The following is a 22,157-nucleotide window of genomic DNA, read 5'->3' as shown; positions in this document are numbered from 1 at the left end:
CCACCCCATGAACGCCGCCATGCAACCCACCACCACCGCCACGCCCGCTGGCATGCACGCAGACGAATGGGCCGCGCGCATCGAGCTCGCCGCCTGCTACCGCGTCTTCGCCATGCTGGGCTGGACGGAGATGATCTACAACCACATTACGCTGCGGCTGCCCGCCAGCGTGACGGGGGAAGGCGAAGACCGCCCCGCCGCCGGGCCGCCCCTAGGCGGGGCAGCCCCCTCGGGGGGCAGCGAACCACGCGAAGCGGGGAGCGTGGGGGCGGGCGGAAAGCAGTTCCTGATCAACCCGTTCGGCCTGCACTACAGCGAAGTGACGGCACGCAATCTGGTGAAGATCAATCTGAAAGGCGAGGTGCTCGACGGTTCACCGCACCCGGTGAACCCGGCGGGCTTCACCGTGCACGCCGCCATTCACGACGGCATCGAAGGCGCGCATTGCGTCATGCACACCCACACCACGGCCGGCGTGGCCGTGGCCTGTCTCAAGGGTGGCCTGCAGCAGACCAACTTCTACACCGCGCAGCTGCACGACATGGTGGCCTACCACGCGTTCGAGGGCATCACCATCCACGCCGACGAGGCGCCGCGCCTGCTCCAGAGCATTGGCAGCAAGCCGGCGGTGATCCTGCGCAACCACGGCCTGCTGGCCTGGGGTGCCACGCTACCGCAGACCTTCGCCATCCTCTGGACCCTGCAACGCGCCTGCGAAATCCAGATGGCCACCTTCTCCATGGGCGGCGCCGAGGCGGCCATTCCCGTGCCCGAGGCCATTGCCGCAAAATGCACCCGCGACGCCTTGCAGTTCAACCCCCACCACGGCGCCGGCCGCGATGTGTTCGACGCCCTGGTCCGGCAGGTCAACCGCCTGGACTGCAGTTACCTGGAGTAAGCCCTTGTCCCCACCGGATTTTCAACGCGTTGCCATCGTCGGCGCAGGCGCCATCGGCGGCTGGCTCGGTGTGCTGCTCTCGCACACCGGCTGCCTGGTCAGTGCGCTCGCACGCGGCGATACGCTCGCCGCGCTGCAACGCGACGGCCTGCAACTGCACCAGGACGGCAAGACGATGGGTGCTCCGGTGGAAGCCTCTTCCAGTGCCGTGGCGCTGGGTGTGCAGGACCTCGTGATCGTGGCGGTGAAGGCGCCGGCCATGACCGAAGTGGCGCGCAGCATCGCGCCGCTGATCGGGCGTCACACGGTGGTGCTCACCGCCATGAACGGCGTGCCCTGGTGGTTCTTCAACGAATTTGGCGGACCCCGTTCGGGCACACGCCTGCAGGCGGTGGACCCGGGCGGCGCGATCGACCGAGCCGTGCCCGCGCGCAACGTGGTCGGTGGTGTGGTCCACGCCAGTTGCTCGGTCGATGCCCCGGGTGTGATCCGCCACCACTTCGGCAACGGCCTCATCGTCGGCGAGCCCTCGGGCGAACGCAGTGCGCGTGTGGTGGCACTCGCCGAGCTCCTGCAGCGCGCCGGCCTCAACGCCAGCATCTCGCCGCAGATCCAGAAAGACGTCTGGTACAAGCTCTGGGGCAACATGACCGTCAACCCGGTGAGCGCGCTCACCGGGGCCACCACCGACCGCATCATGGGTGACGAGCTGGTGCGTGGCTTCATCAGCAGCGTCATGCTCGAAGCCAAGGCCATTGGCGCACACATCGGCATCCCGATCGACCAGCAACCTGAAGACCGCCACGCCGTCACACTCAAACTCGGCGCCTTCAAGACCTCGATGCTGCAGGACGTGCAGGCGAAGAAGCCGGTGGAGCTCGACGCACTGGTCAGCGTGGTGCGCGAACTTGGCCAGCTGACCGGCGTGCCCACACCGTTCACCGATGCCCTGCTCGGCCTCTCGCGCCTGCAGGCGCAGACGCTGGGCCTGTACCCCGAACCGCCAGCCCGGCAGGGTTAGCCCCCTACCGGCTGGCAGCCGGGGGCAGAAAAATCCGTCATGCCCTCGACCTGGACCCTGGACGCCCCCGCTGCAAGCCACGCCGTGTCGTCGTCGGTGGTCCATGGCCTGCTGGAGGTCGCCAGCGCACCGCTGAGCGCGGTCCGTCTGCTGCGCGCCATCCAGCTGGCGGTGCCGGTGCAGTACCTCTCACTGGTCTCCTTTTGCCGCGACACGCCAGAGCTCATCGAAGGCAGCTCGCGCGACACACAGGGCCGCGACGTGGTCGCCGAGTGCTTCGCCATCTACCGGCGCAGCTACTTTCGCAGCGACTCGGTGATGCGACTGGCCGATCACGTGGCCGCACGACCGGCGCGCGAAGTGGCGGTGCTGCACTGCCGGGCCGACGAACTGCCGGTGGCCGGCTGGCGCGACGACATCTACGTGCGCGAACGCCTCACCGAGCGGTTCACCCTGCTGCATGCCCCTGCGCCTGGTGCCGTGCAGGCCATTCACCTCTACCGAGACGATCGCCAGGGTTTCTTCCAGCCGCACGAGATCGCCCAGTTGCTGGCGCTTGCCCCGCTGCTGCGCCAGGCCCACCATGCAGCGTTGCAGGTGGGATCGGCGGTGGCCGATCGTCACGCCCAGGTGGCACAGGCCGCGCAGCGCCTCGCCCGGCTGGCGCCCACCCTCTCGCCACGCGAGCGCGAGGTCTGCGCCCGCATCGCCTGCGGCCTCAGTGCCGACGGCATCGCTGTTGATCTCGATGTCGCCCTGTCCACCGTGGTCACGCTGCGCAAGCGCGCCTACCTGAAGCTGACCGAAGCGGGTTTGCCCGCGGACAGGATGCGCCTGGCGCATTGGCTGGGCTAGGGTTTCTCCGTGGAAGATGAGGACGGTCGCGGTGTTTGCGGCGAATAGAATTCGCGCACCCTGAGAGGCGGAGAAATATTCATGAGACAGACATGGCGCGTATTGCGCGGATTGTTGCTGGCCGCAACACTGGTTTATCTGGGCGGCTGTGCTTCCTTTTACGTCGATGGCAATGCGCCGGAGGTGCCGGCCGCGCAGTACAGGAAGCCGGCCGCGCCGGCCGACGTGCAGCTTATCTGGGAATTCCAGACCAAGGGCGTGGCGAACGCCAAGGCCACGGAATACCTGAAGGCCCGTGTTCTGGACCAACTCGCCACCAGTGGCCTGTTCGCCAAGGTGAGCGATGCGCCCGTCGCCAGCGGCGCACTGCTGACCGCCACCGTGAACAACGTACCACTCACCGATGACGCGGCTTCCAAGGGCTTTGTCGCCGGTCTGACCTTCGGCATTGCAGGGCAGACCGTGGGAGACGGCTACGAATGCACCCTGCGCTACACACCGGGACGCAGCGGCGCGGCCCCTCTGGAGCAGAAGAGCAAGCACGTCATTTACACCAACATCGGTGCCGCCGGACCACCGCCGGGTGCGCAGAAAGTGGCCAATGTTGAAGAAGCTGTCACCACCATGCTGCGCCAGTTGATCAGTCGAACCCTCAACCCTTTGTCACAGGACCCCGCATTTCCATGACTTCTCTTTCCCTTCGCCTCGCTCCCTTGTTGGCCGTGCTCGTCTTCGCGGGTTGCGCCAACGTCAAACTCGATGCCACGGGCGCCACACCCGCCACGGTCGAGAAGCTGCGTGCTGCCAAGCTGGCACCAGCCCAGGTTGGGGCCTTCCGCCTGGCGCCGGGCAAGGATCCGGCCATGGACACCTCTCTGAGCGGCCTCAGGGGGAATTCGCTGGCACCGGCCAAGGGCAGCTGGTCGCAGTTGCTCAAGGACACGGTATTGGCCGAACTCACGGCCGCAGGCCTTGTCGACCCGGCCTCCAGCCTCGTCATCGAAGGCTTGCTCACCGACAGCAAAGTGGATGCCGCCATCGGCACGGGCACCGGCCGCCTGGCCGCTCGCTTCATTGTGAAAAACGGAAGCCGGGTGGCGTACGACAAGGAGCTCACGGTCGATGCCCAATGGGAGTCTTCGTTCATCGGCGCGGTGGCGATCCCGGCCGCCATGAACCAGTATGGCGCCTTGTACAAATCACTCGTTGCCAAACTTGTTGACGACCCCGATTTCCGGCGCGCGCTGACGAAGTAAGGGGTTCCCTTGTCCATCCCCTTCGAAGGGGACGGCCCTCATCCAGCCACCGCCTAGCATGGGTCTCCCTTCCCCCGAGCAGGAGACAAACCATGTGGTTGCGAAACTGCTGGTATGTGATCGCCTGGGACCATGAGGTCCCGAAGGCCGACGCGGCGCAACTCTTCACACGCACCGTGCTGGGCGAGCCGGTGCTCGTCTACCGCACGCAGGCAAATGAGATCGTGGCGCTGGAAGACCGCTGCTGCCACCGCCACGCGCCGCTGTCGGTGGGGCGGCGTGAGGGCGATTGCGTGCGCTGCGGCTACCACGGTCTGAAGTTCAATTCGGAAGGCCGGTGTGTGGAGGCGCCGGGGATCGAGATCGTGCCCGCCAAGGCATGTGTGCGCCGCTATCCGGTGGCCGTGAAGAACCAGTGGGTGTTCGTGTGGATGGGCGATGCCGCAAAGGCCGACACGGCCCTGCTGCCCGACAACTTCAGCTGCGATAGCCCGCAGTGGAAGAACAAGCCGGGTTACCTGCACTACGACACGCCTTACCTGCTCATCTGCGACAACCTGCTCGACTTCTCGCACCTGAGTTACGTGCACGAGAAATCGCTCGGTGGCTCTGCACGCATCGCCCAATCGCGTCCGGTCATCGAGCCCGTGCCCGGCGCCACGGCCGACTGGCCGCAGATGGGCATCAAGGTTTCCCGGCATGTGAATGACGTACCGGCGCCGCCGTTCTACCAGCGATTCCGCCGCTTCGACACGAACCTGGACCGCTGGTTCGTCTACGAATTCCTGTTGCCAGGCACGCTGCTCATGCACTCGGGTGGCCGCCCCACGGGCGCTTCACCCGACGCGCCCGGCCCATCGGTGCGGCTGCACAGTTGCCAGACGCTCACGCCCGAAACCGCCACCACCACGCACTACTTCTTTCAGCAGTCGCACCCGGTGGACGAAGGCGACGACACGGTCACCGAGAGCATCTACAGCAGCCTGCTGGGCGCTTTCAACGAAGACCGCGACATGATCACGGCGCAACACCGCAACATCCAGCTCAACCCCAAGCTGCCCATGATGCCGCTGGCCATGGACGCCGCATTGATGCAGTTCCGACGTCTGCTCGAAGGTCGGGTACAGGCTGAGCAGCGTGCCACCACCGCTTCACCCCCCACGGCCGTGACGGCCTGACCACAACGGAGACAGACGATGACCCGCAAACACTTCCTGCTCGCCCCGATGGCTGCAACGCTTCTGGCCACCACCGGCCTGGCGAGCGCACAGACCGTGCTCAGCGTTTCGACCTGGCTGCCACCCGCGCACGGCGCCACCATGGCGCAGAACCAGTGGTGCGAAGCGGTGGAAAAGGAAACCAAGGGCAGCGTGAAGTGCAATCTGTTGCCGAAGGCGGTGTCCGCGCCACCTGGCACTTTCGACGCCGTGCGCGACGGTCTGGCCGATGTGTCCTTCACGGTCGACGGCTACACCCCGGGGCGCTTCATCTTCACCCAGGTGGCCGAGTTCCCGTTTCTGGGCGACAGCTCCACCACCACTTCGGTGGCCTACCAGCGCATCTACGACAAGTACTTCGCGCCTCTCGGCGAGCACCGTGGTGTGAAGGCGCTGGCGGTGTTCACGCACGGCCCGGGCATCATCTTCACCGTGAAGCAGCCGGTGGCCTCAGCGGCCGATGCCAGCAAGCTCAAGTTCCGCATCGGTGGGGGCAACATCAACGAACTCTCCAAAGCCATGGGCTGGAACACCACGCTCAAGCCGGCCACCGAGTCGTTCGAACTGCTCTCCACCGGCGTGATGGACGGCACCTTCTTCCCGGACGAGTCGTTGCAATCCATGCGCCTGTCGATGGTGAAGTACGCCACCACTTTCCCGGGTGGTCTGTACAACACCAGCTTTGTCTTCATGATGAACGAGGCCAAGTACAAGGGCCTCAAGCCCGAGGAGCGCGCCGCGATCGACAAGGTGTCCGGTGAAGCAGCGGCGCGCATGTTCGGCGCCGGCTGGGACCGCACCGACTCCGCCTCGCGCGACATCCAGAAGCAGACCGGCGTGCAGCGCCAGATGGCCAACGACGCCTTCGTGAACGACGTCAAGGCCAAGCAGGCAGCGCTGGAAGACAAATGGGTGGCGGCGGCGGAAGGGCGTGGTCTGAAGAACGCGCGCGCCGTGCTGGCGGAGTTCCGCGCCGAGATTCAGAAGGTCAAATGATCAGCCCAGCAGGGCAGGGAACAGTTTGACCAGGCCGGTGGCCATCACCTCCACCGACAGCGCCGCCAGGATCAGGCCCATCAGCCGCGTCATCACGTTGATGCCGGTCTGGCCCAGGAAACGCGCGATAGGTTCGGCCAGCGTGAAGCAGACGGCGGTGGCCAGGGCAATGACCACGCCGTAGCCCACCAGCGCCGCGTGCTGAAAGAAGGTCTTGGCCTGGTCGGCGTAGATCACCACGGTGGACATGGTGGCCGGGCCGGTAAGCAGCGGGATCGTGAGTGGCACCACGGCAATCGATGCACGGGCCGATGCGTCCTCCACCTCGCCAGGCGTGGTCTTGGCCTCGGCCGGCTGTGCGTTCAGCATGGACAGTGCCGAGGTCAGCAGCAGCATGCCACCGCCCACCTGGAAGCTCGCCAGTGAAATGCTGAAGAACTCCAGGATCTGCAGGCCGATGATCGCGCAGGTGGCGATCACCGCGAAGGCGCTGAATGCCGAAATGAGCACCGTGCGCCGTCGCTGCTTTTTCGAGAAACCCTGCGTGTAGTGGATGAAGAAGGGCACGATCGCCAGCGGGTTGACGATGGCGAGCAGGGTGATGAGCGGCTTGAAATCCATGGGCGGGATTGTGAGGGATGGCGCGACCGCACGGACGATCCGGTGCCGGGCCGCCCCAAGCCGGATCAGCCCCCTCGGGGGGCAGCGACCCGCGCAGCGGCGGAGCGTGGGGGCTCTTTCAACCTGAACATCCCGTATCCCTCCATGTGCAGAACTTTGTCGCCGTGCTGGTTGTGCATTTCCCAGATCGTGCGCACCAGGCCCACGTCTGGCCGCTTGCTCATGGGCCGCTTCTCGGTGATGGTGTGCTGCAGGCGCAGGGTGTCGCCAGGGAACACCGGCTTGAGCCATTTCAGGCTTTCCAGACCGGGTGAGCCCAGGCTGGAGGTGTGCACCAGGAAGTTGGTCACCATCAGCCGCATGGCCATGGCGCAGGTGTGCCAGCCGCTGGCGCTGAGTGCACCGAACACGGAAGCCCTGGCCGCCTCGTGGTCGAGGTGGAAAGGCTGGGGGTCGAACTGGCGCGCGAAGGCCACCGTCTCTTCTTCGGTGGGGGTGATGGTGCCCAGATCGCGCGTTTCGCCGACCTGCAGGTCTTCCCACCAGATCGTGATGTCTTGTCCCATTCAACGGCCTCCTGACACATCAATGAACGACATGGTGGTGTACTTCGATACATCCGACAGCAGCCACACGATGGCCTGGGCCACCTCGTCGGCATCGCCACCGCGTTTCATGGGGATCTCCGGGCTCAGGTCGCGCACCCGGTTGGGCAGGCCGCCCGAGGCGTGAATGTCCGTGTCGATCAAACCCGGGCGCACGCAGTTGACCCGGATGCCCTCGGTGGCCACCTCTTTCGCCAGGCCGATGGTGAACGTGTCGATGGCGCCTTTGGCCGCCGCGTAGTCCACGTATTGCCCCGGTGCCCCCAGGCGTGCGGCGGCGCTGGAGAGGTTCACGATGGCGCCACCCGCTCCGCCATGCTTCGTGCTCATGCGCCGCACCGCCTCCCGCGAGCAGATGAAGGAGCCGATCACGTTGATGTCGAACATGCGGCGCCAGCGCGCCACGCTCTGCTGGTCCAGCCGCAGGGTCACGTCCACCACGCCGGCGTTGTTGACCAGGCCGGTGATGTGGCCGAGCTTGGCGTCGATCCGGGCGAACATCGCCATCACCTGGTCTTCATCGGCCACGTCGGCCTGCACGCTGATCGCGTTGCCGCCTTCGGCACGGATCGCGCGGACCACCTCGTCGGCGGCCAGTGAATTCGCCGAGTAGTTCACCGCCACCGCCCAACCCTGTCGCGCGGCCAACCTCGCGGTGGCAGCGCCAATGCCGCGCCCGCCGCCGGTGACCAACAGCACTTCGCCCTTCGCCTTGTCCATAACCTCTCTCCTGCAGAATGTGGTGGCATCGCGTACAACACGGGGCGCGCATCCAGCGCGCCATTACAACAGCGTCAGGAGACCGCCATGCGTCGCACAGTCGACTACTACTTCGCCCCGCAAAGCCCCTGGACCTACCTCGGCCACGAACGTTTCGCCGCCCTGGTGCGCGAAACCGGCGCCACCGTGCGCGTGCTGCCCGCCGACCTGGGCAAGGTGTTTCCCATTTCAGGCGGCCTGCCGCTGCACAAGCGCGCGCCGCAGCGCCAGGCGTACCGGCTGCTCGAGTTGCGCCGATTCAGCCAGGCGCTGGACGTGCCGCTGAACCCCGAGCCCCGTTTCTTCCCCGTGGTCGCTGACCCGGCTGCGCGCCTGATCACGGCGGTGGCCCTGCGCGATGGGGCCGATGCCGCCATGCGCCTCACCGGTGCCGTCACATCCGCGGTGTGGGCACAGGAGCGCGACATCGCCGACCTGTCCGTGCTCGCCGCGCTGCTGGCGGAGACCGGCCTGAGCGCGGCGCGACTGGACGATTCCCTTCAGCCCGACGTGCAGACACGCTACGACCAGCAGACGCAGGCGGCGATCGACGCCGGCGTGTTCGGCGCGCCCAGCTACGTGATCGAAGGCGAGCTTTTCTGGGGCCAGGACCGCCTCGACTTTGTGGCCCGCCGTTTGCAGGCCTGATCTTTTCACATCACCACAGGAGCACACCACCATGGGACAGACGACCGAACTCAAATCCGCCGACGGCTTCACCTTCCCGGCCTACATCGCCGAACCCAGCGGCAAGCCGCGCGGCGGCCTGGTGGTGTTGCAGGAGATCTTTGGCGTGAACTCGCACATCCGCTCGGTGGCCGACGGTTACGCCGCCGATGGCTATTTCGTGGTTGCGCCGCACACCTTCCACCGCGTCAAGACCGGCGTGGAACTGGGCTACAAGGAAGACGACATGAAAGCCGGCATGGCGCTGAAAGCCGCCGTGGAAGAGCTTCCCGCCCCCGGCGTGCTGCCCGACATCCAGGCCGCCATCAACCACGCGGCGCAGGGCGGCAAGGTCGGCATCGTCGGCTATTGCTGGGGTGGCCTGCTCACCTGGCGATCGGCCAGCGCGCTCAAGGGCCTGTCGGCCGCGGCGCCTTACTACGGTGGCGGCATGACCGTGGGCGCGGACGCCGAGCGCCAGCCCACCGTGTCGGTGATGGTGCATTTTGGCGACCAGGACCACTGGATTCCGCTGGACACCGTGGAAGCGTTCAAGAAGGCGCACCCCGAGGTGGTGGTGCACGTGTACAACGCCAACCACGGCTTCAACTGCGACCAACGGGGGTCCTACAACGAGGCCGCGGCAAAGCTGGCGCGCGAACGGACCATCGGCTTCTTCGCGCAGCACCTGAGCTGATGCCATGTGGCGCGCCGCCGCTTCGCTGGGGTTGCTGACCGGAGCTTGCTCGTTTGCAGCAGCAGCCGACTACAACGGTCCGCTGTTCGACGCCCACCTGCACTACAACGACGAAGCCTGTGTGCACGACGCGCCCGCGCCGGGTTGCCCGCACCCCATGGCGGACGTGCTTGACCGCATGAAGCGCAATGGCGTGCGTGCCATCGTGGCCAATTCGCGACCCAACGAAGGCACCAAGGCGCTGGCCAACGCACGCGATCAGACCCGCGCGGCCGGCGTGGCAGTAGTACCCTTCGTGCGCCTCTACCGTGACCGCACCGACTACAACAACTGGTTCCGGGACCCGACCATCGTCGACATGGTGAACACCGAGCTCAAGCGCGGGACCCCCGCCGGGCCGTACCGGGGCCTGGGCGAATTCCACCTGTACGACAGCGCCAACGCCAACGGCCCGGTGGCGAAACAGCTCATGGCGCTGGCCGAGGAAAAAGACCTGGCGATCCTCGCGCACGTGGACGACGTGGCGATCGACCTGCTGATGGCCAACACGCCGTCCAAGGGTCAGAAGATGCGTCTGATCTGGGCGCACACGGGGATAGGAGGCAGCCCGGTGGCGCGCGTGGACGCCTTGTTCGCGCGCTACCCGAAACTCATGGGCGAACTCTCCTACCGCCCGGGGCTCACTTGCGGCGACGGCCAGCTCTGCCCGGAGTGGCGCACGCTGCTGCTGAAGTACCCGGACCGTTTCATGATCGGCTCGGACACCTGGGTCAACCAGCGCTGGCTGTACTACGACGACCTCATGAAGGGCTACCGCACCTGGCTCGGTGGGCTGCCGGCGGACGTGGCGCGCAAGATCGCCTGGGACAATGGCGCCGCGCTCTTTGGCGTTCCGACTCCGTCCCCCCGATGATCCAGCTGCACTTCTACCCCAGCACGGCGGCCATGGTGCCGCACATCCTGCTCGAAGAGCTGGGTGTTCCCTACGAACGCGTGCTGATCGACCGTGAAAACGGCGCACTCGATTCGCCGGCCTACCGCGCGCTCAACCCCAACGGCCTCATCCCGGTGCTGGTGGACGGCGGGCTGGTGCTATACGAAACCGCGGCCATCGGCCTGCACCTGGCCGACACGCATCCGCAGGCGCGACTCATGCCGGTGCTGGGCAGTGTCGAGCGCGCGCACGCCTACAAATGGCTCATGTGGCTCACCAACACACTGCAAGCCACGCTCATCGTCTACTTCTATCCCCACAGGTGGGTCGACGACGGCAGCGCCACGAAGGACGAGGTCAAGGCAACGGCCAAGCGGCGCGTTGGCGTGCAGCTCGATCTGCTCGATGCCGAGCTGGCGCGCCATGGTGGACCGTGGTTCATGGGTGAGTCGTACACGCTGCTCGATGCCTACGTGTTCACGCTGTGCCGCTGGACGCGCCACTTTTCGGCTGACTCGCCGGTGCGCCCCGCGCGCGAGCGGCCGCACCTCGGGCCTTATCTGCAGCGCATGCTGGCGCGCCCGGCGCTGCAGCGCGTGATGATCAATGAGGGATTGACCCCGGCCTTTGTTTGAGGCCTCAGCGTGCCGAGCGCACCAGGTAGCGCTTGCGCCAGAACAGCACACCGAGCACCACGGCAGTCAGCGCCATGGAGCCCAAAGCCCACCAGAACCCGGTCTGCTGGTGCAGCAGCGGGATGAACTGGAAATTCATGCCGAAGATGCCTGCGATCAGGTTCAGCGGCAGGAAGATGGCGGTGAGCGCGGTGAGCGTGCGCATGATGTCGTTGGTGCGGTTGCTTTGTGCCGAGAAATGCATCTGCACGGCAGTCTCGGCGTTCTGTTCGAGCCGCCGGACATGGTGCACCACACGTTCGATGTGCTCCAGCACGTCGCGTGAACGCACCTTGAGCAATTCCAGCCCACGTTGTCCGCCAATGGATTCGTTGGGCTCCCAGGTGGCAATGGCCTCGATCCAGTCCTGAATGGCCGAGCGCTGGTCTTCGCAGATCTCGTCAAGCTGGTGCAGCGAGATGCGCGCATCCAGCAGCGAGCCCCAGTTGCTGAATCGCGCCTTGGGTTGCAGCAGTTCGGTCTGCCAGTGGTCGAGCTGGCGCGTGAGTTCGCGGCGCAGCGCCAGGTAGCCATCGACCATCTGGTTCACGATGCGCAGCATCAGGTCGGCCGGGCTGGGCGGCAGGTGCACGCCAGCCGCGCGCGAGGCGGCGGTGGCGGCCGACAGCAGGCGCGTGGCGTAGTGCTCCAGGGCCAGGCAGCCGGCGGGATGCACGGTCAGCAGAACGCGGTCGAAGACCGCAAAGCCCACCGGGCTGGTGTCGATGCGGCGCAGCACCGGCGGACCGCCGCGCTTCGTGGCCTGCGTGAGCATTTCGCCGGGATGGGCCAGGTCGGTCTCGCTGTGTCCCGCAGCCAGCCGGCGAAAGACCAGGATGTCGTATTGCGAGGTGTAGTCGTAGTGCGAAGGCAGCTGGTTGTTGAGCAGATCGGAGATGTGCAGGTCCACCAGCGTCATGCCGCAAAGCACCTGCAGGGTGGACTGCACCGCGCCTTGTTCCAGCTCGAACTCGCGCCGTCCGCAGGCAATCCACACATAGCCCTTGTCGGGCAGCACCATCGGCAGGGCGGTGGACTCGCTGACCGAGCCGGGCTGGATGTGGAAGATGCGCATGGCGGAATGGACTCAGCCGCGCAGCAGCCGCGCAGCATCGCGCGCGAAATAGGTCAGGATGCCATCGGCCCCTGCGCGCTTGAAGGCCAGCAGGCTTTCCATCATCACGGCGTCGTGGTCCAGCCAGCCGTTCTGCGCGGCCGCCTTGAGCATGGCGTACTCGCCACTCACTTGATACGCAAAGGTGGGCACGGCGAACTCGTCCTTCACGCGGCGCACGATGTCCAGGTAAGGCATGCCGGGCTTGACCATGACCATGTCGGCGCCTTCGGCCAGATCGAGTGCCACCTCGCGCAGGGCCTCGTTCGTGTTGCCTGGGTCCATCTGATAGACCTTCTTGTCGGCCTTGCCGAGGTTGGCGGCCGAGCCCACGGCATCGCGGAACGGGCCATAGAAGGCGCTGGCGTACTTGGCGCTGTAGGCCATGATGCGCGTGTGCACGAAGCCGCCGGCTTCGAGCGCGCCCCGGATGGCACCAATGCGCCCGTCCATCATGTCGCTGGGCGCCACGATGTCCACCCCGGCTTGGGCCTGCGTCAGCGCCTGCTGCGTCAGGATGCTGACCGTGGGATCGTTGAGGATGTAGTTGTGTTCGTCGAGCAGGCCGTCCTGCCCGTGGCTGGTGTAGGGGTCCAGCGCCACGTCGGTCATCACCCCGAGCTGGGGGAAGCGCCGCTTGAGTTCGCTCACCACCCGGGGCACCAGGCCATCGGGGTTCAGTGCCTCTTTGCCGTCCGGGGTTTTCAGGCGCTGGTCGATCACCGGGAACAAGGCCATCACGGGAATGCCGAGTGCCACGCAATCCTCGGCCACCGGCAGCAGCAGGTCCAGGCTGAGCCGCTCCACGCCCGGCATCGAGCCCACGGCCTCACGCCGTCCCTGGCCATCGAGCACGAACACCGGATAGATCAGGTCGGCCGGGCTCAATCGATGCTCGCGCACCAGATCGCGGGTGAAGGCGTCGCGGCGCAGGCGCCGGGGGCGGTTCAGGGGGTAGGGGGCAGGGGGGTGCATGGCGCTATTTTGTACCCCCGGAAAACTCGAGGCGGTGTGGCGAACTCCACAGTAAGAAGAAAATACTGCTACCGGTTCCTGTTCGGTCGAGTCGCTGCGGTGATATTTTCCAACCATCCCCATTGAACGCCACCCTTCTTCGTCCCGCACGCGATCGCCCCAGCCATGTTGCCCACCAAAAAATCCAGCGCATCGTCTTCCCCGGCCAGCCAGCCAGCGGGGGAGCGCGACTCCGAAAACTGGACGCTCGACGCACACTGGCCGACCCTCTTGTCCGGGCTCGCCGATCAGATCACCGAAGGTGTGAGTGCCCTGCAGAACAGCATCGATCTGCTGCTGCAGAAAGGCCATATCAGCAAGCTGGAGCATCGTGCACTGAGCATTCCCACGGAGCGCATCAAGGTCGCGGGACTCAGTGCCCAGCAGATTCACCGGTTTCATGGGGGTCGCATCCGGCAGTCGCACGAAAAGGTGAACATGGCCGCCTTGCTGGAAGACGTGCTTCAGGAGCGCAAGCAGGAGCTGGCCATCCTGGGGGTGGAACTTCGCCGCAAGCTCAAGCCCGTGGAAGTTCTGGTGGATCCGACGGTGGCCTATGCCTTTGTCAACGCGGTGCTCGACTGGAGCATTCCGTTTGGACATCGGATCGACGTGCGCATGGATCTCAACCACTGGCCAGAACATGCGCGCTTCCAGGTGCGTGTGTCCAACGACGGATCGCCGCCCTCCAGCCATGCGTCTACCGACAGTGTGAGCTGGATGTTGGTCCGCCAGATCGCTCTGGCCGCTGGCGGCATCGACATCGAGCGCACGGTGAGCGAAGAAGGCGTGAACTTCACGGCGATGTTCAACCGGACCGTTCAGGCCGTCGATGGCATTTCGGCGGTGGACCTGTCGGACGACCATTCGTCCATGTTCAAGTCGCTTTCGGGCGTGTACGTGCTGACCATTTCGCCCACGTTGCAGATTCGCGCCGACGTGCGCGATGCCCTGCGCGAGATCGGCATCGTCTCCGACAGCGTGGTCGACTTCAATCAGGCGCGCGAAGCCACCCATCGCCGCATGCCCAACCTCATCGTGGTCGACTCCGAGATAAAGGATCACGAATTCGAGGTTTTCCGCCGCGATCTGCTGCGTGAGGTGTACGAATTTCCATTCGTCGAAATCTCGCCCGACGACAGTTCGTTCGACATGTCCGGCTTTGGTGAGTTTTCCATGGCCAAGGTGGGCCGCGGAAACATCCGCGAAGCATTGGGTACAGCGGTCATGTTCGAGCTGGCCAAAATGATGTAATTCTTTTAGCTACTGCAAAAATCCAACTTTATCAATGTCAGATCTGACAGGTTTCTTGGGTTTTCAGAGCATTTCGTGTACCATTTCTCTGGGCCGTCGCAAGGCGGTTCCCCGCTTTTCCTCCCTGAGCGGGTGCCTTAGTGTGTGACAGCAAAAAGGCTTCCTGACCCGGCCCGAAAGGCCGGGTTTTTTTTGGCCGATCGGTTTTTGCGGTCCGCCGCCGACCGCAAGAGGCGGGGCTACACTGCCACGATGCTTTGGGTCAAATCCTTTCACATCGTCTTCGTGGCCAGCTGGTTTGCCGGGCTCTTTTACCTGCCGCGCATCTTCGTGAACCTGGCCATGGTGCCGCCTGAAAGCGTGGCTGAACGTGAGCGCTTGCTGCTCATGGCGAAGAAGCTCATGCGATTCACGCATCTTCTCGCCGTGCCTGCGCTTGCGCTGGGCGTGTGGCTTTGGCTGGGTTACGGCATCGGCAAAGGGCCGGGCAACGGCTGGATGCACGCCAAGCTGGCGGCGGTGCTGGTCGTATTGGGGTACCACCATGCCTGCAGCCGCGTGTTGCGCCGCTTCGAAATGGACGGCAATCGCCGCAACCATGTGTGGTACCGCTGGTTCAACGAAGTGCCCGTGGTCCTGCTGGTCGTGGTGGTGGTGCTGGTGGTCGTCAAGCCCTTCTGATCAAGGGCTCTGGCGCTTTGAACACCCGTTCCTCTGCCTGGCCATTGGCGCTGCTGTTCGCCGGACTGGTCGTGTATGCCAGCCTGTATCCCTTTTCGGGATGGCGCGTGCAGGGGGTGTCACCGTTCGCGTACCTGTTGGCGCCCCTGCCCCAGTACTGGACGGGTTTCGAAGTCGCGTCCAACCTCCTGGGATATGCCCCGCTGGGTTTTCTGCTCGCGCTGGCCATGCTGCGGTCCGGCTGGGGACGCTGGTCGTGGCCGTTGGCGCTGGGGCTGCCGTGCCTGCTGTCCCTGGCGGTGGAGACCACGCAGACTTATCTGCCGATGCGCGTGCCGTCCAACGTCGACCTGGCGCTCAATTCGGCGGGCACCTTGATCGGCGCGGTGATTGCCTGGGCCATGGAGCGACTGGGCGTGCTGCGCCGATGGAGCCAGTTCCGGGCCGACTGGTTCGAGCCCTCGGCTTACGGCAGCATCGTGTTGCTGGCTCTGTGGCCGTTTGCCCTGTTGTATCCCCTGTCCGTGCCATTTGGTCTCGGGCAGGTATGGGACCGGCTCGAAGCCGGAATGGTCGAGGTGCTCGATGAGACACCTTTCCTGGCCTGGGTTCCTGTGCGGTTGGAGCTGCCGTTGCCGTTGAGCCCTTTGACGGAGGCGTTCTGCATCGCCTTGTGCCTGCTGGTGCCGCTCCTCATGGGGTTGGGGGAGATGCGCTCGGTGGCGCGGCGTGCTGTTTTCCTGCTCATGCTGTTCCTGTGCGCCTTTGGCGCGGCCGGCCTCTCCGCCGCGCTGACCTACGGCCCGACGCATGCCTGGGCCTGGATAAACGCGCAAGCCGAACTGGGCATGGGCCTGGCACTGGTGCTCGGCATTCTGGCACTGTGGCTGCCCCGGCGGTTGTGCCACGTGGTGATGCTGCTGTGCCTGGCGGTGTCGCTGACCCTGCTCAACAGCGCACCCGACAGCCCGTATTTCGCGCAGTCGCTTGAAGTATGGGAACAGGGACGGTTCATCCGGTTCCATGGGCTCTCTCAGTGGCTCGGCTGGTTGTGGCCCTTTGCCGCGTTGTGGTTCGGGCTGCGCGCCGTGGCCCGGCCCCCGCGGAGCGGGGCGGCCTAGAATCTGCGGCATGAGCGACAACAAGTCCTACTACGAGCGGCACATCTTCTTCTGCCTGAACCAGCGCGCCAACGGCGAGGCCTGCTGTGCCGACCACAAGGCGCAGGCCGCTTTTGATCGCTGCAAGTCCCAGGCCAAGGCGCAAGGACTTCTGGGTGTAGGCAAGGTGCGCGTGAACAAGGCGGGTTGCCTCGACCGCTGCGCCGGCGGACCGATCGCTGTGGTGTACCCAGAAGCCATCTGGTACAGCTATGTCGACGAGCACGACATCGACGAGATCGTGCAGTCGCACCTGCGCGATGGTGTCGTGGTGCAGCGACTGGTGACCCCGCCCGACGTGGGTCGGTGAAGGCACCTGCCATTTCCTCATGAATGCCCAGACTGAAACCCGCGAGTTGACCGGCCCCGCAGGTCAACTGGAAGTGGCCATCGACCGCCCGGTGGCTTCGCCGCGCGGCACCGCTGTCATTGCACATCCCCACCCGCTGCACGGCGGTACCTTGACCAACAAGGTGGTTCAGACGTTGGCGCGCGCCTGCGTGCTCGATGGCTGGACCGCCGTGCGATTCAACTTCCGTGGAGTGGGGCGCAGCGAAGGCACCTATGACGAGGGGCGTGGTGAGCTCGACGACCTGCTGGCGGTGGTGGACGCGCTGGCACCTGACGGCGCGTTGTGCCTGGCCGGGTTCTCGTTCGGGGCTTTCGTCACGACCCTCGCGGTGCAGCGCCTGCACCCTGATCGAGACCTGCAGCGCGTGTTGCTGGTGGGCACGGCCGCCAGCCGTTTCGAGGCGGCACCGGTTCCAGCGGAACTCCACGGCCGAACCTTGGTCGTTCATGGCGAGCAAGACGACACGGTGCCGCTGTCGGCCGTGATGGACTGGGCCCGGCCCCAGGTGCTGCCGGTGCTGGTGGTGCCGGGCGGCGGTCACTTCTTTCATGGCCAGTTGCCCCTGTTGCGGGAACTGGTCGTGCGTCACCTGCGCGCCTGAAGGCGTTGCGGACATTTGTTTTCCCACTTTTTCGAGGACCGGATTTTGTTGCGTCGCTTCTTCTCCCGATTTCTGATGTGCTGCCTCTCTCTGGCTGCCGTGCTGCCTGCAATGGCGCAGATGCCCGTCGCCCCCGAGGTGGCTGCCCGCGCCTACCTGTTGCTGGACGTGACCTCCGGGCAGGTGCTGGCTGCCAAGGAGGCCGACCAGCCGGTCGAACCTGCGTCGCTCACCAAGCTCATGACCGCCTACATCGTGTTCGACGCGCTGAAGTCCGGCAAGATCAGTCTCACGCAGACCTTTGGCGTGAGCGAGCGGGCCTGGAAAATGCCGGGATCCCGCATGTTCATCGACCCCAAGATGCAGGTGCCGGTTGAAGACCTGATCAAGGGGATGATTGTTCAGTCCGGCAACGATGCCACTGTGGCGCTGGCCGAAGGCGTGGCCGGCTCCGTGGAACGATTTGTGCAGCTCATGAACGAGCAAGGCAAGGTGCTCGGGCTCAAAGGCACCAGCTACCGAAATCCCGAAGGGCTGACCGAGGCGGGCCACACCACCACCGCGCGCGACCTGGCCACGCTGGCCACGCGCCTGATGGCCGACTTTCCCCAGTACGTCGCTTACTACTCCATCCAGCGCTATCGCTACCCCGGAACGCCGGCGACCAACGATACCAACCGCAACCTGTTGCTGTTCCGCGACCCCAGCGTGGATGGTCTCAAGACCGGGCATACCAATGCCGCCGGCTATTGCCTTGTGGCCACCGCACGCCGCCAGGTGCCCGGTCTGGGCGAGGGCGCGCAAGGCCAGCGGCGCCTGCTCAGTGTGGTGCTGGGCGCCACCAGCGAGAACGCTCGCGCGGCCGAGAGCCAGAAATTGCTCAATTGGGGATACACGGCCTACGAAGCGGTGCGTCTGTTCCCTGCCGGTACACCTGTGGCCACGCCGCGCATCTGGAAGGGGAAGGCTGAGCAGGTGCGCCTGGGCCGGCCGGAAGGTGTGGTCATCTCGGTGCCAGCGGGTGAGGGCGCGAAGCTGAAGTCGGAAGTGATCCGGCCAGAGCCTTTGGTGGCCCCGCTCACGCGTGGCCAGGCCCTCGGCACCCTCAAGGTGACCCTGGCCAGTGGCGCGACGGTGGCCGAAATTCCCCTCTCCGTGATGGACACGGTTGAGGAGAGCGGTGTCTTCGGGCGTGCCTGGGACGCCATTCGCCTCTGGATCCAGTGAGCGCACGCCCGGCGACGCCCGGGCTCCATTGTCAGAAATCCATGCGCGTGCTACATTAGCGGGCTTTTCGGGTTCCTCCGAAGAGATTTCCGTTTTCGCTTTTTTCAAACGTTTAGGGACGTTTTTCAATGCCAACCATCAACCAACTCGTGCGCCACGGCCGGGAGGTCGAAAAGACCAAATCCAAGAGCCCGGCCATGGAGAACTCTCCGCAGCGTCGCGGTGTGTGCACCCGTGTGTACACCACGACCCCCAAGAAGCCCAACTCTGCTCTGCGCAAGGTCGCCAAGGTTCGTCTGACGAACGGCTTCGAAGTCATCTCCTACATCGGCGGTGAAGGCCACAACCTCCAGGAACACAGCGTCGTGCTGGTTCGCGGTGGTCGTGTCAAGGATCTGCCCGGTGTGCGTTACCACATCGTGCGCGGTTCGCTCGACCTGCAAGGCGTGAAAGACCGCAAGCAGTCGCGCTCCAAGTACGGCGCCAAGCGTCCCAAGAAGGCCTGATCGGCCCGGTTCCCGGGGTTTGTTCCACCCAGGCAGGTGGTGCAAGCGCCAAGGCCCACAACACGGAATCGTCCGTGCGGGTCGAGTAAGTGAGGGTCTTGCATGGCTCTCGCGGTGTCTGAAAAGACGCCAACTGAAGCAATATTGAGGTGAAGAAATGCCACGTCGTCGCGAAGTCCCTAAACGTGAAATCCTGCCGGACCCCAAGTTCGGCAATGTCGAGCTCTCCAAGTTCATGAACGTGATCATGGAAGGCGGTAAGAAGGCGGTTGCCGAGCGCATCATTTATGGCGCGCTGGAGCAGATCGAGAAGAAGACGGGCAAGGATCCGGTCGAAACCTTCTCTGTGGCCATCAACAACGTCAAGCCCATGGTGGAAGTGAAATCCCGCCGCGTGGGCGGCGCCAACTACCAGGTGCCGGTCGAAGTCCGGCCCGTGCGCCGTCTGGCGCTGTCCATGCGCTGGATCAAGGAAGCTGCCCGCAAGCGCAGCGAGAAGTCCATGGCCCTGCGTCTGGCCAACGAGCTGATCGAGGCCACCGAAGGCCGTGGCGGCGCCATGAAGCGCCGTGACGAAGTCCACCGCATGGCCGAAGCCAACAAGGCGTTCAGCCACTTCCGCTTCTGATCCGGGGCACTGCCCCCATATAAGAGCATCCAGAACCGAGAGCCCGCGTTCCCTGAGTCAGGGTGGCGGGCTCGATCCCTTTTCGGAGTATTTCCATGTCCCGCACCACGCCCCTTGAGCGTTATCGCAACATCGGTATTTCCGCGCACATCGATGCCGGCAAGACCACCACCACGGAACGCATCCTGTTCTATACCGGTGTGAACCACAAGATCGGCGAAGTCCATGATGGCGCGGCCACCATGGACTGGATGGAGCAGGAGCAGGAGCGCGGCATCACGATCACGTCTGCTGCCACCACCTGCTTCTGGAAGGGCATGGACCTGTCCTACCCCGAGCACCGCTTCAACATCATCGACACCCCCGGCCACGTGGACTTCACCATCGAGGTGGAGCGTTCCATGCGCGTGCTGGACGGTGCCTGCATGGTGTATTGCGCCGTCGGCGGCGTGCAGCCCCAGTCGGAAACCGTCTGGCGCCAGGCCAACAAGTACAAGGTGCCGCGTCTGGCCTTCGTCAACAAGATGGACCGGACCGGTGCGAACTTCTTCAAGGTCTACGACCAGATGAAGCTGCGCCTGAAGGCCAACCCGGTGGCGATCGTGATCCCCATCGGTGCCGAAGAAAACTTCACCGGCGTGGTCGACCTCATCAAGATGAAGGCGATCATCTGGGACGAGGCGTCCCAGGGCATGAAGTTCGAGTTCCAGGACATCCCGGCCGAACTGCAGGCGCAAGCGGAAGAATGGCGCGAGAAGATGCTCGAAGCCGCCGCCGAGTCCAGCGAAGAGCTGATGAACAAGTACCTTGAGGAAGGCGACCTGACCGAAGCTGAAATCAAGCAGGGTATCCGTGCGCGCACGCTGGCCACCGAGATCCAGCCGATGCTCTGCGGCACCGCCTTCAAGAACAAGGGCGTGCAGCGCATGCTCGACGCCGTGATCGATTTCCTGCCTTCGCCGGTGGACATTCCTCCCGTGGGCGGTACCGACGACAACGAAGAGCCGACGTCCCGCAAGGCCGCCGACGACGAGAAGCTGTCTGCGCTGGCGTTCAAGCTGATGACAGACCCGTACGTGGGCCAGCTCACGTTCGTGCGCGTTTACTCGGGTGTGCTCAAGAAGGGCGACTCGGTCTTCAACCCTGTCAAGGGCAAGAAGGAGCGCATCGGCCGTATCGTGCAGATGCACGCCAACAACCGCCTGGAAGTGGAAGAAATCCGCGCCGGCGACATCGCTGCCTGCGTGGGTCTGAAGGACGTGACCACGGGTGAAACCCTGTGCGATCCGGACGCCATCATCATGCTCGAGCGCATGGTCTTCCCCGAGCCTGTGATTGCACAGGCTGTGGAACCCAAGACCAAGGCCGACCAGGAAAAGATGGGCATTGCACTGCAACGCCTGGCTTCTGAAGACCCTTCGTTCCGCGTCAAGACCGACGAAGAGTCCGGTCAGACCATCATTTCCGGCATGGGCGAGCTGCACCTGGAAATCATTGTCGACCGCATGAAGCGCGAGTTCGGCGTGGAAGCCAACGTGGGCAAGCCGCAGGTGGCTTACCGCGAAACCATCCGCAAGAGCGTGGACGAAGCCGAAGGGAAGTTCGTGCGCCAGTCTGGCGGTAAGGGTCAGTACGGCCACGTGGTGTTCAAGATCGAACCCAACGAAGCCGGCAAGGGCTTCGAGTTCGTGGACGCCATCAAGGGCGGGGTGGTCCCGCGCGAGTACATTCCGGCGGTCGAAAAGGGCGTGATCGAAGCCCTGAATGCCGGCGTGCTGGCAGGCTTCCCGGTGGTCGACGTCAAGGTCACGCTGCACTTCGGTTCGTACCACGACGTGGACTCGTCCGAAATGGCGTTCAAGATGGCTGCCATCTTCGGCTTCAAGGAAGGTTGCAAGAAGGCCAGCCCGGTCATCCTGGAACCCATGATGGCCGTGGAAGTGGAAACGCCTGAAGACTACGCCGGCAACGTCATGGGCGACCTGTCCAGCCGTCGCGGCATGGTGCAGGGCATGGAAGACATGGTGGGTGGCGGCAAGGCCATCAAGGCCGAAGTGCCGCTGTCTGAAATGTTCGGCTACTCGACCACGCTGCGCTCGATGTCGCAAGGTCGCGCCACGTACACGATGGAGTTCAAGCACTACTCCGAAGCGCCGCGCAACGTGTCCGAAGCCATCGTGGCTGCACGCGCAAAGTAATGAATTGGGGTCAGACCACCTTGTGTGCTCTGACCCCAACTGATCAGTAGCCGGTCTGCGACCACGCGCCGCCCTGTCCCCGTGCGGGGCGAACCAGCAGTGTGGTGCAGACCTTAAACCGTGACACGGGTTTGTTCTTTAGGAATTGAAAAATGGCAAAAGAGAAATTTGAGCGGACCAAGCCGCACGTGAACGTGGGCACGATTGGTCACGTTGACCATGG

General features: G+C 64.7%; 25 protein-coding genes and 1 pseudogene. 21 read left to right on the top strand and 5 right to left on the bottom strand.

All coding sequences use genetic code 11. From position 1 onward, the window contains the following. The first annotated feature begins 7 nt into the window (after nt 1-7). The 7 genes from ACTIF6_RS19425 to ACTIF6_RS19395 all read left to right on the top strand — a co-directional run bounded on the left by ACTIF6_RS19425 (nt 8) and on the right by ACTIF6_RS19395 (nt 6,243). Nucleotides 8-898, top strand: coding sequence for a class II aldolase/adducin family protein (locus ACTIF6_RS19425; RefSeq protein WP_439589577.1), 891 nt, complete (start codon nt 8-10; stop codon nt 896-898). 4 nt (nt 899-902) lie between these two features. Further along, nucleotides 903-1,919: a 2-dehydropantoate 2-reductase gene (locus tag ACTIF6_RS19420; RefSeq protein WP_439589576.1), complete on the top strand. Its 1,017-nt coding sequence runs from the start codon at nt 903-905 to the stop codon at nt 1,917-1,919. 39 nt (nt 1,920-1,958) lie between these two features. Then, entirely contained in the window at nt 1,959-2,774 is an 816-nt protein-coding gene (locus ACTIF6_RS19415; RefSeq protein ID WP_439589575.1) for a helix-turn-helix transcriptional regulator, read from the top strand. A gap of 81 nt (nt 2,775-2,855) precedes the next feature. Then, complete coding sequence (locus ACTIF6_RS19410; protein ID WP_439589574.1) at nt 2,856-3,461, top strand: hypothetical protein; 606 nt, start codon at nt 2,856-2,858, stop codon at nt 3,459-3,461. Further along, a complete protein-coding gene (locus ACTIF6_RS19405; protein WP_439589573.1) occupies nt 3,458-4,030 on the top strand; it encodes a hypothetical protein in 573 nt (190 codons plus the stop codon). The genes ACTIF6_RS19410 and ACTIF6_RS19405 overlap by 4 nt, the downstream gene beginning before the upstream one ends. A 92-nt stretch (nt 4,031-4,122) precedes the next feature. Further along, nucleotides 4,123-5,208, top strand: a complete 1,086-nt coding sequence (locus ACTIF6_RS19400) for a Rieske 2Fe-2S domain-containing protein (protein WP_439589572.1) — start codon at nt 4,123-4,125, stop codon at nt 5,206-5,208. 18 nt (nt 5,209-5,226) lie between these two features. Further along, the gene (locus tag ACTIF6_RS19395; RefSeq protein WP_439589571.1) at nt 5,227-6,243 is read left to right on the top strand and encodes a TRAP transporter substrate-binding protein; all 1,017 of its coding nucleotides are present in this window, start codon (nt 5,227-5,229) and stop codon (nt 6,241-6,243) included. Here the strand turns inward: ACTIF6_RS19395 and ACTIF6_RS19390 are convergent, their stop codons facing one another. The 3 genes from ACTIF6_RS19390 to ACTIF6_RS19380 form a co-directional block, all read right to left on the bottom strand. Next, nucleotides 6,244-6,864, bottom strand: coding sequence for a MarC family protein (locus tag ACTIF6_RS19390; RefSeq protein ID WP_439589570.1), 621 nt, complete (start codon nt 6,862-6,864; stop codon nt 6,244-6,246). A gap of 65 nt (nt 6,865-6,929) precedes the next feature. Further along, nucleotides 6,930-7,430, bottom strand: a complete 501-nt coding sequence (locus tag ACTIF6_RS19385; RefSeq protein WP_439589569.1) for a MaoC family dehydratase — start codon at nt 7,428-7,430, stop codon at nt 6,930-6,932. Next, nucleotides 7,431-8,189 (bottom strand): SDR family oxidoreductase, encoded by a 759-nt coding sequence (locus tag ACTIF6_RS19380; RefSeq protein ID WP_439589568.1) that lies wholly within the window; start codon nt 8,187-8,189, stop codon nt 7,431-7,433. Nucleotides 8,190-8,276: 87 nt separating this feature from the next. Here ACTIF6_RS19380 and ACTIF6_RS19375 point away from each other — a divergent pair, with 87 nt between their 5' ends. From ACTIF6_RS19375 to ACTIF6_RS19360, 4 genes are read left to right on the top strand one after another with little or no spacing between them, the layout of a single operon-like run. Next, nucleotides 8,277-8,876 carry a 2-hydroxychromene-2-carboxylate isomerase gene (locus tag ACTIF6_RS19375; protein ID WP_439589567.1) on the top strand — a complete coding sequence of 200 codons (600 nt, stop codon included), beginning with the start codon at nt 8,277-8,279 and terminating at the stop codon, nt 8,874-8,876. A gap of 31 nt (nt 8,877-8,907) precedes the next feature. Continuing rightward, nucleotides 8,908-9,591, top strand: a complete 684-nt coding sequence (locus ACTIF6_RS19370; protein ID WP_439589566.1) for a dienelactone hydrolase family protein — start codon at nt 8,908-8,910, stop codon at nt 9,589-9,591. Between the two features lie 4 nt (nt 9,592-9,595). Next, nucleotides 9,596-10,504, top strand: coding sequence for an amidohydrolase (locus ACTIF6_RS19365; RefSeq protein WP_439589565.1), 909 nt, complete (start codon nt 9,596-9,598; stop codon nt 10,502-10,504). Then, the gene (locus ACTIF6_RS19360; RefSeq protein ID WP_439589564.1) at nt 10,501-11,160 is read left to right on the top strand and encodes a glutathione S-transferase family protein; all 660 of its coding nucleotides are present in this window, start codon (nt 10,501-10,503) and stop codon (nt 11,158-11,160) included. Before ACTIF6_RS19365 ends, ACTIF6_RS19360 begins: the two co-directional genes overlap by 4 nt. Nucleotides 11,161-11,164: 4 nt before the next feature. Here ACTIF6_RS19360 and ACTIF6_RS19355 read toward each other — a convergent pair whose 3' ends face one another. Together ACTIF6_RS19355 and hemB are read right to left on the bottom strand one after the other, a co-directional pair. Then, nucleotides 11,165-12,274: a magnesium transporter CorA family protein gene (locus tag ACTIF6_RS19355; protein WP_439589563.1), complete on the bottom strand. Its 1,110-nt coding sequence runs from the start codon at nt 12,272-12,274 to the stop codon at nt 11,165-11,167. A 12-nt stretch (nt 12,275-12,286) separates the two neighbouring features. Then, nucleotides 12,287-13,288, bottom strand: coding sequence for a porphobilinogen synthase (gene hemB, locus ACTIF6_RS19350; protein WP_439589562.1), 1,002 nt, complete (start codon nt 13,286-13,288; stop codon nt 12,287-12,289). A gap of 165 nt (nt 13,289-13,453) precedes the next feature. On the opposite strand from hemB, the gene ACTIF6_RS19345 reads away from it, so the two are divergent. The 10 genes and pseudogenes from ACTIF6_RS19345 to ACTIF6_RS19300 all read left to right on the top strand — a co-directional run. Further along, nucleotides 13,454-14,581 carry a hypothetical protein gene (locus tag ACTIF6_RS19345; protein ID WP_439589561.1) on the top strand — a complete coding sequence of 376 codons (1,128 nt, stop codon included), beginning with the start codon at nt 13,454-13,456 and terminating at the stop codon, nt 14,579-14,581. Between the two features lie 252 nt (nt 14,582-14,833). After that, nucleotides 14,834-15,262, top strand: a complete 429-nt coding sequence (locus ACTIF6_RS19340; protein WP_439589560.1) for a CopD family protein — start codon at nt 14,834-14,836, stop codon at nt 15,260-15,262. Between the two features lie 17 nt (nt 15,263-15,279). Continuing rightward, nucleotides 15,280-16,383, top strand: a complete 1,104-nt coding sequence (locus ACTIF6_RS19335; RefSeq protein ID WP_439589559.1) for a VanZ family protein — start codon at nt 15,280-15,282, stop codon at nt 16,381-16,383. A gap of 10 nt (nt 16,384-16,393) precedes the next feature. After that, a complete protein-coding gene (locus tag ACTIF6_RS19330) occupies nt 16,394-16,732 on the top strand; it encodes a (2Fe-2S) ferredoxin domain-containing protein (RefSeq protein ID WP_439589558.1) in 339 nt (112 codons plus the stop codon). Nucleotides 16,733-16,751: 19 nt separating this feature from the next. Then, nucleotides 16,752-17,375 carry an alpha/beta hydrolase gene (locus tag ACTIF6_RS19325; RefSeq protein WP_439589557.1) on the top strand — a complete coding sequence of 208 codons (624 nt, stop codon included), beginning with the start codon at nt 16,752-16,754 and terminating at the stop codon, nt 17,373-17,375. Between the two features lie 75 nt (nt 17,376-17,450). After that, entirely contained in the window at nt 17,451-18,602 is a 1,152-nt protein-coding gene (locus ACTIF6_RS19320) for a D-alanyl-D-alanine carboxypeptidase family protein (protein WP_439589556.1), read from the top strand. Nucleotides 18,603-18,730: 128 nt separating this feature from the next. Continuing rightward, the gene (gene rpsL / locus ACTIF6_RS19315; protein ID WP_068169701.1) at nt 18,731-19,108 is read left to right on the top strand and encodes a 30S ribosomal protein S12; all 378 of its coding nucleotides are present in this window, start codon (nt 18,731-18,733) and stop codon (nt 19,106-19,108) included. Between the two features lie 157 nt (nt 19,109-19,265). Then, nucleotides 19,266-19,736, top strand: coding sequence for a 30S ribosomal protein S7 (rpsG, locus tag ACTIF6_RS19310; RefSeq protein WP_086126948.1), 471 nt, complete (start codon nt 19,266-19,268; stop codon nt 19,734-19,736). A gap of 95 nt (nt 19,737-19,831) precedes the next feature. Then, nucleotides 19,832-21,934: an elongation factor G gene (gene fusA / locus ACTIF6_RS19305; RefSeq protein WP_439589555.1), complete on the top strand. Its 2,103-nt coding sequence runs from the start codon at nt 19,832-19,834 to the stop codon at nt 21,932-21,934. Between the two features lie 152 nt (nt 21,935-22,086). After that, a pseudogene (locus ACTIF6_RS19300) lies at nt 22,087-22,157 on the top strand (GTP-binding protein); the annotation flags it as partial.

Source organism: Hydrogenophaga sp., from assembly GCF_051860785.1.
Lineage (GTDB): Bacteria > Pseudomonadota > Gammaproteobacteria > Burkholderiales > Burkholderiaceae_C > Hydrogenophaga.
This window is presented reverse-complemented; position numbering and strand designations above follow the sequence as displayed.

Excerpts from the sequence above, each read along its gene's own strand:
- ACTIF6_RS19425 (WP_439589577.1), top strand. The coding sequence starts at position 8 with ATGAACGCCGCCATGCAACCCACCACCACCGCCACGCCCGCTGGCATG.
- ACTIF6_RS19415 (WP_439589575.1), top strand. The coding sequence starts at position 1,959 with ATGCCCTCGACCTGGACCCTGGACGCCCCCGCTGCAAGCCACGCCGTG.
- ACTIF6_RS19410 (WP_439589574.1), top strand. The coding sequence starts at position 2,856 with ATGAGACAGACATGGCGCGTATTGCGCGGATTGTTGCTGGCCGCAACA.
- ACTIF6_RS19405 (WP_439589573.1), top strand. The coding sequence starts at position 3,458 with ATGACTTCTCTTTCCCTTCGCCTCGCTCCCTTGTTGGCCGTGCTCGTC.
- ACTIF6_RS19400 (WP_439589572.1), top strand. The coding sequence starts at position 4,123 with ATGTGGTTGCGAAACTGCTGGTATGTGATCGCCTGGGACCATGAGGTC.
- ACTIF6_RS19395 (WP_439589571.1), top strand. The coding sequence starts at position 5,227 with ATGACCCGCAAACACTTCCTGCTCGCCCCGATGGCTGCAACGCTTCTG.
- ACTIF6_RS19390 (WP_439589570.1), bottom strand. The coding sequence starts at position 6,864 with ATGGATTTCAAGCCGCTCATCACCCTGCTCGCCATCGTCAACCCGCTG.
- ACTIF6_RS19385 (WP_439589569.1), bottom strand. The coding sequence starts at position 7,430 with ATGGGACAAGACATCACGATCTGGTGGGAAGACCTGCAGGTCGGCGAA.
- ACTIF6_RS19380 (WP_439589568.1), bottom strand. The coding sequence starts at position 8,189 with ATGGACAAGGCGAAGGGCGAAGTGCTGTTGGTCACCGGCGGCGGGCGC.
- ACTIF6_RS19375 (WP_439589567.1), top strand. The coding sequence starts at position 8,277 with ATGCGTCGCACAGTCGACTACTACTTCGCCCCGCAAAGCCCCTGGACC.
- ACTIF6_RS19370 (WP_439589566.1), top strand. The coding sequence starts at position 8,908 with ATGGGACAGACGACCGAACTCAAATCCGCCGACGGCTTCACCTTCCCG.
- ACTIF6_RS19365 (WP_439589565.1), top strand. The coding sequence starts at position 9,596 with ATGTGGCGCGCCGCCGCTTCGCTGGGGTTGCTGACCGGAGCTTGCTCG.
- ACTIF6_RS19360 (WP_439589564.1), top strand. The coding sequence starts at position 10,501 with ATGATCCAGCTGCACTTCTACCCCAGCACGGCGGCCATGGTGCCGCAC.
- ACTIF6_RS19355 (WP_439589563.1), bottom strand. The coding sequence starts at position 12,274 with ATGCGCATCTTCCACATCCAGCCCGGCTCGGTCAGCGAGTCCACCGCC.
- hemB (WP_439589562.1), bottom strand. The coding sequence starts at position 13,288 with ATGCACCCCCCTGCCCCCTACCCCCTGAACCGCCCCCGGCGCCTGCGC.
- ACTIF6_RS19345 (WP_439589561.1), top strand. The coding sequence starts at position 13,454 with ATGTTGCCCACCAAAAAATCCAGCGCATCGTCTTCCCCGGCCAGCCAG.
- ACTIF6_RS19340 (WP_439589560.1), top strand. The coding sequence starts at position 14,834 with ATGCTTTGGGTCAAATCCTTTCACATCGTCTTCGTGGCCAGCTGGTTT.
- ACTIF6_RS19330 (WP_439589558.1), top strand. The coding sequence starts at position 16,394 with ATGAGCGACAACAAGTCCTACTACGAGCGGCACATCTTCTTCTGCCTG.
- ACTIF6_RS19325 (WP_439589557.1), top strand. The coding sequence starts at position 16,752 with ATGAATGCCCAGACTGAAACCCGCGAGTTGACCGGCCCCGCAGGTCAA.
- ACTIF6_RS19320 (WP_439589556.1), top strand. The coding sequence starts at position 17,451 with ATGTGCTGCCTCTCTCTGGCTGCCGTGCTGCCTGCAATGGCGCAGATG.
- rpsL (WP_068169701.1), top strand. The coding sequence starts at position 18,731 with ATGCCAACCATCAACCAACTCGTGCGCCACGGCCGGGAGGTCGAAAAG.
- rpsG (WP_086126948.1), top strand. The coding sequence starts at position 19,266 with ATGCCACGTCGTCGCGAAGTCCCTAAACGTGAAATCCTGCCGGACCCC.
- fusA (WP_439589555.1), top strand. The coding sequence starts at position 19,832 with ATGTCCCGCACCACGCCCCTTGAGCGTTATCGCAACATCGGTATTTCC.